Origin of the sequence: Collinsella sp. AM10-26 (genome assembly GCF_003472525.1) — a bacterium.
Classification (GTDB): domain Bacteria; phylum Actinomycetota; class Coriobacteriia; order Coriobacteriales; family Coriobacteriaceae; genus Collinsella.
Genome location: NZ_QRMC01000001.1, coordinates 236905 through 250205, shown reverse-complemented (window position 1 = coordinate 250205; position 13301 = coordinate 236905). Strand labels below are relative to the sequence as shown.

Below are 13301 nucleotides of genomic sequence, written 5' to 3'. Positions count from 1 at the left end.
GCCGCAAGTCTAACATCCCGCCGCGGAGAGCTCCAAACCACCACAAAGGGGACAGGCACCTTTGTGGTGGATTTGGGGTTTGACCAGATAATACCTGTTATCGCTCCCAGGCAGTCGTCGGGGACGTTCTAAAACGGTTATAGGTTACTATCCAATAACGCCTCTGAACTGGGCTACTATTAGATTATGGAAAACACTACTGCAAGATTATGGCAAATGATACTGTCAGATTATGGCGTGTGCTGCTGTAGTCGTCGGGGGCCTGCCTTATGAGCGCCGGCATGGTGCGAACTGCCATCGCTGCCCGCTACAGCGAGTAGCAAGCGGGCAAAACCGCCTCAAAACCAGCGCGAACAACCGCCGCGAAGAGGATCGGACCCCTTTCGCGGCGTTTTTTTGCCTATCTGGAGCGCCTCAAAACCAAGTGAGTAGGCTTTTTTGGATCTGCCGAGCACATCACGACAAGTGCTCAATAAAACCGCAGGTCAGCGCTGTGGCGATCTGGGGTGTGCTCGGCCTCCTGCAAAAAGTCTACTCACTTGGTTTTGGCTGCTAGAAGACCGCCGCGAGGGAAGGCAACTTCCCTCGCGGCGGTTGGCGTTTGCCCAGATAAAACCTGCCAAAATAAACCTGTCCCTTTTTGGCATGTCCCTTTTGGCGTGGCTGATTGGTTTGGGCTGTTTTGGAGAAAGCCATGAGGCGGCACTCAGGCTAATCCTGCGTGTCGCCTCCGTACATGTAGACGATAAAGCCGTCGCCGGTGTCTTGGCTGTGATCCTCCAGGATGCGCTTCATGTTGAGGTGCTCGTAGAACTGCCAGTCAGAGTTGCAGTCGCTCATCAGGAAGAATTTGGTGCACCCGGCTTTAGCGAGTTCGGCGCGCGCAAGGTCGATGAGCTCGCGGCCGAGTCCCTTGCCCTGCCACTCGGGCACAATGATGATCAGGTTGAGCTGGCCCTGGGCATACTCATTGCCCGTGGCGGCAAAGCGGTCGGCCGTTGCCTTCTCACGGCTGTCGCCAAAGAGCGAGCCCTCGAGCTTGGCGTCGGCAGTCTTTGCCATCTCGGTTGCCTGGGCGAACATCTCGTCGTAGCAGGGTACCCACGTGGGGTTGGTACGCGGCTTGCCGTTCTCGAAGATGCCGATGCAGCAGGCGGCGATAATGCGGCCCTCGGCCTCGGCGACGAGTGCGATAGGGGAGCGCTGCAGCTGCATGGCGATGTTGAAGCGCGCGCAGAAATCGGCAGCTTCGACGTCGCCGCGGTTGCGTAGCGTGTTGCACCACAGCTGGTTGTAGATGGCGGCGATGCCGGTCAGGTCATCAAGCGTGGCGGCGCGCAGGGTTACGTTGTCAAGGCTCACGGAGGCTCCTTCCAGGTAGGGTCAGGCCACCTCTGAGTGTGACATGGGCGCACCGCCGCTGCAGCAACCATTCGGCAGACGAGCCCCGATCCTTCGGGGGCGGAGGAAAAGGGATCACGAGGATAGTCATTGGGGACGTTCTTAAACGACTAGTCAAACAAGAGCGTCCCCAACGACTACCCCAAGGAATGTCCCAGACTGCCGGCAGGAAAGGAACGTCCCCAACTGCCGCATCTCCGCGGATATGAGACTGAGCCGAAGGCGTCGATGACATGCCGGGGGCGGACCGGGACGGGTTTAACGGCAGGCCCCGCCGACCGATTGCAAGCGGTCGGCGGGGCCATTGTGGCCCTTGACAGTGGATTGGGTCATATGAGCGAGCGGGTCGCATTTGAGACAAGGTGACGTGAAACGAAAGGGCGCTGACCTTCTGGTCGCGCCCTTGAAGTTGAACGTCAGATTGTCTCAAATGCGGCCCGCGTAACTAAACACGCTCCGCGATCTCGTGGATGAGGTAGTCGGTCTTTTCCCAGCCCAGGCACGGGTCGGTAATCGACTTGCCAAAGACGCCGCCGTCAACCGGCTGGTTGCCGTCCTCAAGGTAGGACTCGATCATAAAGCCCTTGACCAGCTTGGAGATGGACTCGTTGCGGCGGCAGCTGTCGAGCACCTCCTTGCAGATGCGGTACTGCTCCAGCGGGCGCTTACCTGAGTTGTCGTGGTTGCAGTCGATGACCGCCGCCGGGTTGGCATAGCCGGCATGCTCGGTGTAGCGCTCAGCCAAGCGCTCGAGGTGCTCGTAGTGGTAGTTGGGGTAGGTGCGACCGTCGAGACCGATGTAGCCACGCATGACGGCGTGTGCGAGCGGGTTGCCATCGCACTCGACTTCCCAGTTACGGAAGATGAAGCTCTGGTGCGCCTGCGCGGCGTAAATGGAGTTGAGCATTACGGTGGTAGAGCCGGCGGTGGGGTTCTTCATGCCCACAGGCACCGAAATGCCGCTCGATACCAGGCGATGCTCCTGGTTCTCAACCGAGCGCGCACCCACGGCGACATAGCTCAGCAGGTCGATGAGGTACTGGTAGTTCGACGGGTAGAGCATCTCATCGGCGGTAAAGAAGCCGGTCTCCTCGATGACACGCAGGTGCATGTGGCGGATGGCCTTAACGCCTTCGAGCAGGTCATCGGGCGCCTCGGGGTCGGGGTTGTGCAGCAGGCCCTTGTAGCCGGTGCCCTTGGTGCGCGGCTTGTTGGTGTAAACACGCGGGATGATGATGAGCTTGTCCTTGACGTCCTCGGCGGTTTTGGCCAGGCGGTTCATGTACTCGAGCACCGAGTCCTCGCGATCGGCAGAGCACGGGCCAATGATGAGCACCTTGCGTGCGTCCTCGCCGGCAAAGACCTTGGCGACCTCGGCATCGAATGCCTGCTTCTTGGCAGTAAGCTCGGCGGAAAGCGGCATTTCCTCGCGGATCTCCATGGGGATCGGCAGCCTGCGTTTGAATTCCATGGCCATACGGGGCCTCCTTTATCAATTAACGGCAACAATTGGCGAATTCTCGAATGCTCGGCATTATCCGCTGTCGCACGCTAAAGTGCAAGCGAAACCTACCGAAAAGGGACAGGTTTATTTCGGTCGGTTTTATCTGGGGAAATGTCGGCACTCGCCGGAAGGGGGGCCGGCGTACGACATGCTGGAGCAAGTTGGATCTTCTGTGGCATACCCCGTGGACAAAAAATGGCAAATATGAGTACTGTTGCTAGCTTAGTATCATATCGACCTTATAAGATATTAGACACAACAGTAGATATGTTCATTAACGTTGGCACGCAGAAGCATGCTACCGGGCGTTTTGATCAATTTGAAGGCATATCTAGGCCGCAAAGACGACGTTTGGGGCAGTTTTGGCTGTTACTAAAAAGGTGACAGTACTCATATTTGCCATTTTTTGCCCACGGGGTCTTGAGGGAGAGCGTCAATCAGGTTCCAGGGGAGGCGTTTCGAGGCCCAAAGGACACAAAACGGGGGCGCAGGTTGCCCTGCGCCCCCGTTCTCGGGCGTTATTCGTTCCCTGCGGCAGAATTTACGCCGCTTCGTCGAACTGCGAGTTGTACAGGTCGGCGTAGAAGCCGCCTTGGGCGAGCAGCTCATCGTGCGTGCCCTTCTCGACGATGTCGCCGTCGCGAATTACCAAGATCACGTCGGCGTTGCGGATCGTGGACAGGCGATGCGCGATGACAAAGCTGGTACGGCCCTGCATCAGCGCATCCATGGCGCGCTGAATGAGCTCCTCGGTGCGGGTATCCACGTTGGATGTCGCCTCGTCCAGAATCAGCGCCGGGCGGTCGGCCAAAATGGCGCGGGCGATGGTCACGAGCTGGCGCTGGCCCTGCGACAGGTTGGTACCTTCCTCGTTGATCATAAAGTCGTAGCCGCCGGCGAGCGTATGGATAAAGTGATCGCAGCGCGCTGCGCGTGCAGCTGCCTCGACCTCGGCATCGCTCGCGTCGGGGCGTCCGTAGCGGATGTTCTCGCGGATGGTGCCGTTAAACAGCCAGGTATCCTGCAGCACCATGGCAAACTCGCCGCGAAGTGCCGCGCGGTCCCAGTCGCGCACGTCGATGCCCTCGACGCGTAGCGAACCGTCGTCCACATCGTAGAAACGCTGCAGCAGCTTGATGAGCGTGGTCTTTCCAGCGCCGGTGGGACCGACGATGGCGATGGTCTGGCCGGGCTGCGCCTCGCAGCTAAAGTCGTGGATGATGGTCTTGTCCGGCGTGTAGCCAAACTTGACATGGTCAAACTCCACGTGGCCAGGGCGCTTCTCGGAGATCTGTGCGTCGACCTTCTGCTCCTCCTCGGGCGCTGCCAAGAACTCAAAGACGCGCTCGGTGGCGGCGGCCATCGACTGCATCGTGTTGCTCACGTTGCCCAGCTGCTGCACGGGTTGAGTAAAGTTGCGAACGTACTGGATAAAGCTCTGAATATCGCCAGGCGTGGCATTGCCGGTCAGCGCGAGCTGCGCACCCACCACGACGACGCCCACGTAGCCCATGTTGCCCACCAAGCTCATAAGCGGCATCATCAGGCCCGACAGGAACTGCGAGCGCCAGCCGCTAATAAAGAGACGGTCGTTCTCCTTATCGAACTCCTCGATCGAGGCCTCGGCGCGGTCGAACACCTGAATGACGTTCTGGCCGGCAAAGTCCTCCTCGATAATGCCGTTGACGGTGCCCAGGACCTGCTGCTGCTCGCGGAAGTACGGCTGCGAGAAGTGAATCATCACCATCAAGATAATCGCGGCGGCCGGCAGCGTGAGCACGGTGACGCCGGTGAGCGGCAGGCTGATCGACAGCATCATGACGAGTACGCCGATAATCTGCGTGATGGACGTGATGAGCTGCGTCACGCTCTGGTTGAGCGACTGGCCGAGCGTATCGACGTCGTTGGTAATGCGGCTGAGCACGTCGCCCTTGCTGTGGCCGTTGAAGTAGCTCATCGGTACGACGGCGATCTTGGCGGCGATCTCCTTGCGCATGCGGTAGCAGATCTTTTGCGTAACGCCGGTCATGAGCCAGCCCTGGATCAGGCTGCAGGCAGAGCTCGCCAGGTACAGGCAGAGCAAAAAGCCGAGCGTCTTGGCGATCCAGTTAAAGTCGACATCGCCGGTACCGTTGACCTTGGCAACCAGGCCTTCGAACAGCTTGGTCGTAACCTGGCCGAGCACCTTGGGCCCCACAATGTTAAAGATGACCGAGCACACGGCAAAGGCGACGGCGGCAAACACGGCAACCTTGTGTTGGCCGATATAGCCGAGCAGCTGCCGAATGGTGCCCTTAAAGTCCTTGGCCTTTTCGCCGCGGCCCATGCTGCCCATACGACCCATGGGGCCACGCTGGCGGGTGGGTTTGGGAATCTGAGTCTTGGTCTCGTCTGCCATTATCGCTCGCCTCCTTCCATAACAGCTGCAATCTCTTCTTGGGTAAGCCCCAGTTCCTCGGCAGAAAGCTGCGACTGTGCGATCTCCAAGTACGCCGGGCAGTTGTGCAACAGCTCCTCGTGCGTGCCGGTGCCCACTACGTGGCCGTCATCGAGCACGATGATCTGGTCGGCGTGCATGATGGTCGCGATGCGCTGGGCCACGACCACGAGCGCAGCGTCAGTGACGTTTTTGGCAAGCTCCTCGCGCAGGCGCGCGTCGGTCTTGTAGTCGAGGGCGCTAAACGAATCATCGAACACTAGGACCTCGGGCTTTTTGGCCAGGGCGCGGGCGATGGCCAGACGCTGGCGCTGACCGCCCGAGACATTGGAGCCGCCCTGGCTGATGGGGGAGTCGTAACCGCCCTCGCGCTCGGCGATAAAGTCCTCGGCCTGTGCGATGCGCGCTGCCTGGCGCATATCCTCGTCACTAACCATATCGCCGGCAAACTTGAGGTTGCTCTCGACGGTGCCCGAGAACAGACGACCCTGCTGCGGGATGTAACCGATGCGACGGCGCAGCTCGGAAAGGGTCATATCGCGCACGTCGATACCGTCGAGCGAAATGCTGCCGCCCGTCACGTCGTACAGGCGCGGAATCAGCTGCACGAGCGTGGACTTGCCCGAGCCCGTGGAGCCAATGATGCCGAGCATCTGGCCGGCGTGCGTGGTGAAGTTCACGCCGCTGATGACATCGGCGCGGGCATCGGGGTACTGGAAGCTCACGTCGCGGAAGGTGAGCTCACCGCGCGGCGCGCTTGCCGCGGGCAGCTTGGGCGAGACGGGGTCGTTGATGCTTGTGGGGCAGGTGATGACCTCTTCCACGCGCTCGGCTGCGACCTCGGCGCGGGGCAGGATGACCGAAACCATGGTGAGGATCATAAACGCCATGACGATCTGCATGGTGTAGGAGATAAACGCCATCATGTTGCCGACCTGCATCACGCCGTCGGACACGCCTTGTGCGCCAAACCAGACGATAAGCACGGTGATGCAGTTCATGACGAGCATCATGAGCGGCATCATAAAGCTCATGGCGCGGTTGGTGTAGAGCTGCGTGGTCATCAGATCGAGCGATGCCTTGTCAAAACGCTCGAGCTCGTGCTCCTCGCGGTTAAACGAGCGGATGGGCATAAGGCCGTCGAGCAGCTCGCGCGCGGTAAGGTTCACGCGGTCCACAAAGCTCTGCATCTTTTTGAACTTGGGCATGGTGAGGCCCATGAGCACGCCGACGACGGCCGAGACCGCGATGATGGCCACGGCGATGGTCCATTCCAGGCCGGTGTGGTTGGCCAGGACGCGCATGACCGCGACGATGCCCATGACGGGCGCCATGAGGCACATGCGGATGAACAGGGTCGCCGCCATCTGGATCTGCTGAATGTCGTTGGTGCAGCGGGTGATGAGCGAGGCCTGGCTAAACTTGCCCACCTCGGCCGGCGAAAAGTGCATGACCTTGTTGAAGGTCTCGCGGCGCAGGTCGCGGGCGATGGAGCAAGCAGTGCGCGAGGCCACGGCGCCGGTCAGGATGGTGGCGACAAGCGACACCAGGCACAGGCCAAACATCGTGGTCGCCATACGGCCCAGGTAGGAGTTCTGCACGTCGGCGGGGTCGATACCCTGCGCCTTGTACTCGTCCTGCACGTAGGTCACGGCGCGCTGCGTGACGATGGAACCCGACATGGAGCCCATTTTGTCCGCCATCTCGTTGGCACCTTCGACGAGCTTGCTTTGGTCTACCAGACCGCCCTCGATGCCCAGACGCAGGCTCTTCATGGTGATCTTACCGCCGTCGGCATCAATCTGCTTTTGCATGTTCTGTGCCGCTGCGGCCTTCTGCTGCATTTCGGCGAGCTGCTCGGGCGTCATCGCCGCCATCTGCTCGGGGGAGGGCATGGCCTGGGCGGCGCTGTTATCTTTCTCACTGGACGTGCCCATCATGTCGCCCATGGAGCTGGCATCGATGCCCTGGTTGAGCGAAAGGACGACGGTCTCGGGCAGGCTCATGATATCGGCGAGCTTGCTGCCGTCGGCGCGCTCATCTTCTGTTCCCTTGTACGTTCGAATGCCGTTCTTGTTCGCCTTGCTAAACACGGCCTCCACAGCCTTGGCATCCTTGGCGCTCATGAAGAGCTTGAGGTCATCGAGCGATTCGGCGCGAATGGTGTCGGGTACGGGCGAGGCGATGCCGCCTTGCTGCACGCCCACATCGACGATGTCACTCATATACGTAGGTAGCGCTAGGTCGGCATTGCAGCTGATTACGATAAGTACGATAGCTGTGAACAGTGCCAGAATATGCTCTTTAAAGAGCTTGAGAATCCTCACTCGGCATCTCTCCTTTCTTGATTGCGGTCGATAATTTCGTTGGCGCGTCTAAGAAGGCGCACCATCTCTTGGGTATCTGTTTCGCCGAGCTGCTCGAGGAAGGCCGCGGTGCGGTCCTCGAATTCCCGACGTTTGATTGCGAGATCCTTGAATCCCTTGTCGGTCACCGTGACGTGTACGCGACGACGGTCGGTCTTTGAGTGCTCGCGCTCGACCCAGCCCTTGGCTTCGAGAGCGCGCAGGATATTGGCGATGCGGGCGCTCGAGACCCAGGCACGATCAGCGAGTTCGCTCGGTGTGAGCGAACCACCAGCGAGCATGAGGGCGCGCATGACGGCCATCTCGCCGCTCAGGGCCTGGTCGGCAAAGCGCGAAATGCGCTGATGCATGCTGCCAAACTCGGTAAAGAGCTGACGCCCAAGCGCATGGAAATCGGTATCTTCCACCGAAAACCCCTAACACTAGAAACTATTTTCGGTGGAAGATGATACCCACATACGCGGGCCTCATGCGGTGAGCAATATAAAGAGCGCATAAAGACTTAAAATCATTCAATTGATGAAGCGTTTCAAAGAATTATCATGCACGCGGTTAGGCGAGGGGTTGTCACCACCATGACGATTGGGACTCAAGTAACGCCACGCGCGATGCTCCAACTTCCCGCAAGGAGACACCTGAATCAAGGGGGTTGGAGTCATGGCATTTGACTTCACGGGCAAAACCGCGATCGTTACCGGCGGCACTCAGGGCATTGGCCTCGAGATTGCCAAGGGTATCGTTGCGGGCGGCGGACACGTCGCGCTCATCGCAAGGAACGCTGCCAAGGGCGAGGCCGCGGTGGCCGAGCTTGGAGAGGGCAACAAGTTCTACCAGCTCGATGTCGCCGATGCGTCCAAGGCGCGCGAGACCGTCGAGCAGATCTTCGCGGATCTGCCCCAGACCAACATTCTGATCAACTGCGCCGGTGTCATCAGCACCAAAAAGTTCGACGAGATCGACGACACCGAATGGCGCCGCACCATCGACATCAACCTCAACGGCACCTTTACCATGATGAATGCCGTGTACCCGCACTTTAAGGCGGCCCACACCGGCACCATCGTCAACGTGAGCTCTGTGGCCGGCAAGATCGGCGGCGGCCTGCTCGGCACTGCTGCCTACGCAAGCTCCAAGGCCGGTGTCAACGGCCTAACCAAGGCGGTCGCCAAGGAAGGCGGTAAGTTCGGCATCCGCTGCAACGCCGTGTGCCCGTCGCTTACCCTTACCGACATGACCTCGATTCTCTCTGATGAGAACTCTCAGCGCATCATCAACGGTATTCCCCTGGGCCGCGCTGCCCAGGCTAGCGAGCCTGCACAGATGGTGCTGTTCTTTGCTTCCGACCTCGCCAGCTTCGTGAACGGCGAGATCGGCGACTGCGACGGCGGCATCGTCCTGGACGGGTAATACCCCGCGGCGATAATTCGGCGACGGCTCCTGCGACTCGGGACCGTCGCCTTCTTTCTGACTCAGGAGCGTGTGGCCGCGTGTCACACGCATCAAAAGGAGATATAAATGAGTGAATCGACTGCGGTGGAGGCGCCGGCAACAAAAGAGCCGTTCTTTAAGATGTCCTCCATCCCGGGCGCCAATATCCTGGTGCCGCTTTTTTTGGGTTGCCTGCTCAACACGCTGTTCCCCGACCTGTTTAAAACGCTCGGCAGCTTTACGCTCGGTATGACCCAGCAGGGCGCCGGCCCGCTTGTGGGCGCTTTTTTGCTCATCGTCGGTACGACGATTTCGTTTAAGAGCGCTCCTGCTGCCGCTGCCCGCGGTGCCATTATCATTGCCGTCAAGCAGATCGTGGTTGTCGCCGTGTCGCTACTCATCCTTTATGTGTTCAACGACAACCTGTTTGGCATCTCGGCCATGGTGATGCTGGCCGCTTGCACGGGTGCCAACAACGCTATGTACGCTGGACTGATGGGCACCATGGGCAACGAGGCCGAGCGTGGCGCCGTCGCCATCACCACGCTGGTTGTCGGCCCTCCGGTCACGATGATCGTGCTCGGCGCCGCCGGCCAGGCTCCGATCGGCTGGTCGCTCGTGGGCGCCATCCTGCCGATCGTCGTCGGCATTATTCTGGGTAACCTCTTCCCGAGCTTTAAGAAGATGATGGCACCGGCACTTTCCGCCATCATCGTGCTCGTCTTCTTTGCCATGGGCTCGACCATGACTTTTGGTCAGCTTATCAACGGCGGTCTTCCCGGCATTCTGCTCGGCGTGATCTGCTCGGTGGTCTTCGCTATCCCCGTTGTTGCGGTCGATAAGCTCACCGGTGGCACCGGTGTCGCAGGTGCGGCAATCTCCAGCTGCGCCGGAGCCAATGTGGCAACGCCTGCCGCTATGGCAAGCGTCAACGAGGCCATGTACGGCGGTGCGGTGCTCGCGACGGCTACGGCTCAGGTTGCAGCCTGCGCTATCGTGACGGCCATTTTGACCCCGCTGGTCACCAGCTGGTGCTACAAGCATTTTCAGGGCCAGCAGAGCAACAGCAAGGCAGCGACCGGCAGCGCCGCCTCAGCCGCTTAATGCCAAGCGGCAATCAAAGCTAAAAAACTAGCCACGCCACAGGGCGGCCGCGGGGAAAATCCCGTGGCCGCCCTTCAGTTTCTGAAGGGTCTCTAGGACACTTTACCCTGCTAAAGCTGGCATAACAGCTAGAGTGAAGGACGTATAAAGGCAAGGGGAAATATCAAACAATTCGGTGAACGGTAGCTGATGACGCGTGCGTTTCCTGCGGATTTGTCAAAAAAGGACTAATGATATAAAAAAAGGAACATATAACAGCCCTGATGAAGGGGGTGGCTATGTTATCCTTCACAGACGGGTGAAATCTTGGGTTTAGGGTTGCAAGACCAAGGTGAATAAACGTTTTTCCCTGCGCTAACGCGCGATGAAAGGCGAATGAAGCCGGTCATGCAGGTCGAATATTCAAGAATTCAATAAGCAGCGGTGTGAGAGCGCCGCATAATACGTAACTAGGAGCGTGGTTACACAATGCAGGAGGCATGGGAAGGCTTCAAGGAAGGCATCTGGACGGGAGAGGTTGACGTCCGAGACTTCATCCAGAAGAACTACACCCCCTACGAGGGCGACGAGTCGTTCCTCGCCGGCCCGACCGAGCGTACCAAGGAGCTGTGGGGCGAGGTTCTCGACCTGCTGCTCAAGGAGCGCGAGCAGGGCGGCGTCCTCGATATGGACACCAAGACCGTCACGGGTATCGTGAGCCATCCCGCTGGCTACATCGATAACGCCCATCGTGAGAAGGAGACCATCGTCGGCCTCCAGACCGACAAGCCGCTCAAGCGCGCGTTGCACGTCAACGGCGGTATCCGCATCGCTTGCCAGGCTGCTAGCCAGCACGGCTACAAGATCGACGAGAACGTTGTCGAGCGCTACACCTTCGAGCGCAAGACCCACAACGCGGGCGTCTTCGATGTCTACACCCCCGAGATGCGCGCTTGCCGTTCGGCCCACATCATCACCGGTCTGCCCGATGGCTATGGCCGCGGCCGCATCATCGGCGACTACCGTCGTGTCGCCCTGTACGGTGTCGACTACCTGATCAAGGACAAGGAGGCCCAGAAGGCTTCCACCCCGACGGTCATGACTGCCGACAACATCCGCGATCGTGAGGAGCTGCAGGAGCAGATCCGTGCCCTCGGCGAGCTCAAGATGATGGCCGAGACCTATGGTTTCGATATCTCCAAGCCTGCTACCAACACGCAGGAGGCCATCCAGTGGATGTACTTCGCCTACCTCGCTGCCGTCAAGGAGCAGAACGGCGCCGCTATGTCCATCGGCCGTACCTCTACGTTCATCGACATCTACGCTGAGCGCGACCTTGCCAACGGCACCTTCACCGAGGAGCAAATCCAGGAGTTCGTGGATCACTTCATCATGAAGCTCCGCATGGTCAAGTTTGCCCGTACCCCCGAGTACCAGGCCCTGTTCACCGGCGATCCGCAGTGGGTCACCGAGTCCATCGGCGGCATGGGCGTCGACGGCCGTACGCTCGTTACCAAGATGAGCTACCGCTACCTGCACACGCTTGAGAACATGGGCACCAGCCCCGAGCCCAACATGACCGTTCTGTGGTCGACCCGTCTGCCCGAGAACTTCAAGAAGTTCTGCGCCAAGACTTCCGTCGCCAGCTCCTCGATCCAGTACGAGAACGATGACCTCATGCGTGTTTACCACGGCGACGACTACGGCATTGCCTGCTGCGTGTCCTCCATGCGCATTGGCAAGGAGATGCAGTTCTTCGGCGCCCGCGCCAACCTGGCCAAGTGCCTGCTGTACGCACTCAACGGCGGTGTTGACGAGGTCTCCAAGAAGCAGGTCGGCCCCAAGTACCGCGCCGTCGAGGGCGACACGCTCGATTACGACGACGTCGTGGCAAAGTACAACGACATGATGAAGTGGCTCGCTGGCGTGTACGTCAACTCGCTGAACATCATTCACTACATGCACGACAAGTATTGCTATGAGCGCATTCAGATGGCTCTGCACGACAAGCACGTGCACCGCTGGTTCGCTACGGGCATCGCTGGCCTTTCCGTCGTGGCTGACTCCCTGTCTGCCATCAAGTACGCCAAGGTCCACCCCGTCCGTGACGAGAATGGCATCATCGTCGACTTCGAGACCGAGGGCGAGTTCCCCAAGTACGGTAACGACGACGACCGCGTCGACCAGATCGCTCACGACGTTGTGCACCAGTTCATGGAGTACATCCGCATGAACGACACCTACCGTAACTCCGTGCCCACGACCTCGGTTCTGACCATTACCTCCAACGTCGTGTACGGCAAGAAGACCGGTTCTACGCCTGATGGCCGCAAGGCTGGCCAGCCCTTCGCCCCGGGTGCTAACCCCATGCACAAGCGCGATAGCCTCGGCGCCATCGCCTCGCTGTCTTCGGTTTCCAAGCTCCCGTTCCGCGATGCTCAGGACGGCATCTCCAACACCTTCTCCATCATCCCGGGTGCTCTCGGCAAGGAGGACCAGGTGTTCTTTGGCGATATCGACCTTGATCAGCTAGGCGAGTAACTATTGTTAGTGCTATACTAACAATAACGATTACTGATTGGCGCGCCGGTTTCGGCCGGCGCCTATCAATCGAAGGAGACACATTATGAAGGTTTCTGAAGTTTCCGAGACTCAGGCCGATAACCTGGTCCACATGCTCGACGCTTACGCCGAGAAGGGTGGCCACCACCTGAACATCAACGTCTTTAACCGTGAGACGCTGCTCGACGCTCAGGCTCACCCCGAGAAGTATCCGCAGCTGACCATCCGCGTTTCCGGCTACGCCGTGAACTTCCACACGCTCACCAAGGAGCAGCAGGACGAGGTCATTTCGCGTACCTTCCACAACAAGTTCTAAAGGGACTCAACTCCCACCGGAGACCCGGCAAGGCCTACGCACTTTGCCTCTCAAACGTCCTCGCCGCTTCGCGGCTGCGGAATGTTTGCGAGACAAAGTGCTCCCGGCCTTGCCGGGTCTCCTGCGTTGTCGCCCTTTAGGGAACCACGCTAAATCAAAATTGGTGTCCTCGGACATGCAAAGAGGCTCGCTGCGCACTTCGTG

The 13301-nt window shown here is 59.4% G+C and carries 9 protein-coding genes; 4 read left to right on the top strand and 5 right to left on the bottom strand.

Annotated elements, in window-relative coordinates:
- Positions 1-711: 711 nt before the first annotated feature.
- The 5 genes from DW123_RS01085 to DW123_RS01065 all read right to left on the bottom strand — a co-directional run bounded on the left by DW123_RS01085 (position 712) and on the right by DW123_RS01065 (position 8115).
- The gene (locus tag DW123_RS01085) at positions 712-1362 is read right to left on the bottom strand and encodes a GNAT family N-acetyltransferase (protein ID WP_117743243.1); all 651 of its coding nucleotides are present in this window, start codon (positions 1360-1362) and stop codon (positions 712-714) included.
- Positions 1363-1846: 484 nt separating this feature from the next.
- Entirely contained in the window at positions 1847-2878 is a 1032-nt protein-coding gene (locus DW123_RS01080) for a 3-deoxy-7-phosphoheptulonate synthase (protein ID WP_118099168.1), read from the bottom strand.
- Positions 2879-3446: 568 nt separating this feature from the next.
- Entirely contained in the window at positions 3447-5303 is a 1857-nt protein-coding gene (locus DW123_RS01075; protein WP_118272977.1) for an ABC transporter ATP-binding protein, read from the bottom strand.
- Positions 5303-7669 carry an ABC transporter ATP-binding protein gene (locus DW123_RS01070; RefSeq protein ID WP_117735730.1) on the bottom strand — a complete coding sequence of 789 codons (2367 nt, stop codon included), beginning with the start codon at positions 7667-7669 and terminating at the stop codon, positions 5303-5305. The genes DW123_RS01075 and DW123_RS01070 overlap by 1 nt, the downstream gene beginning before the upstream one ends.
- Positions 7666-8115 carry a MarR family winged helix-turn-helix transcriptional regulator gene (locus DW123_RS01065; RefSeq protein WP_118272976.1) on the bottom strand — a complete coding sequence of 150 codons (450 nt, stop codon included), beginning with the start codon at positions 8113-8115 and terminating at the stop codon, positions 7666-7668. The genes DW123_RS01070 and DW123_RS01065 overlap by 4 nt, the downstream gene beginning before the upstream one ends.
- Before the next feature lie 250 nt (positions 8116-8365).
- Between DW123_RS01065 and DW123_RS01060 the strand changes: the two genes are divergently transcribed.
- From DW123_RS01060 to grcA3, 4 genes are all read left to right on the top strand, one after another.
- Entirely contained in the window at positions 8366-9115 is a 750-nt protein-coding gene (locus tag DW123_RS01060) for an SDR family NAD(P)-dependent oxidoreductase (protein ID WP_118272975.1), read from the top strand.
- A gap of 108 nt (positions 9116-9223) precedes the next feature.
- Positions 9224-10240, top strand: a complete 1017-nt coding sequence (locus tag DW123_RS01055) for a 2-keto-3-deoxygluconate permease (RefSeq protein ID WP_117743238.1) — start codon at positions 9224-9226, stop codon at positions 10238-10240.
- 468 nt (positions 10241-10708) lie between these two features.
- On the top strand, positions 10709-12760 hold the full coding sequence (pflB, locus tag DW123_RS01050; RefSeq protein WP_117735726.1) for a formate C-acetyltransferase: 2052 nt from the start codon (positions 10709-10711) through the stop codon (positions 12758-12760).
- 85 nt (positions 12761-12845) lie between these two features.
- Complete coding sequence (gene grcA3 / locus DW123_RS01045; RefSeq protein WP_055252439.1) at positions 12846-13097, top strand: autonomous glycyl radical cofactor GrcA3; 252 nt, start codon at positions 12846-12848, stop codon at positions 13095-13097.
- Positions 13098-13301: the final 204 nt, after the last annotated feature.

Bases quoted from the DNA above. Each gene is read 5' to 3' on its own strand.
- grcA3 (WP_055252439.1), top strand. From the start codon at position 12,846: ATGAAGGTTTCTGAAGTTTCCGAGACTCAGGCCGATAACCTGGTCCAC.
- DW123_RS01075 (WP_118272977.1), bottom strand. From the start codon at position 5,303: ATGGCAGACGAGACCAAGACTCAGATTCCCAAACCCACCCGCCAGCGT.
- DW123_RS01055 (WP_117743238.1), top strand. From the start codon at position 9,224: ATGAGTGAATCGACTGCGGTGGAGGCGCCGGCAACAAAAGAGCCGTTC.
- DW123_RS01080 (WP_118099168.1), bottom strand. From the start codon at position 2,878: ATGGCCATGGAATTCAAACGCAGGCTGCCGATCCCCATGGAGATCCGC.
- pflB (WP_117735726.1), top strand. From the start codon at position 10,709: ATGCAGGAGGCATGGGAAGGCTTCAAGGAAGGCATCTGGACGGGAGAG.
- DW123_RS01060 (WP_118272975.1), top strand. From the start codon at position 8,366: ATGGCATTTGACTTCACGGGCAAAACCGCGATCGTTACCGGCGGCACT.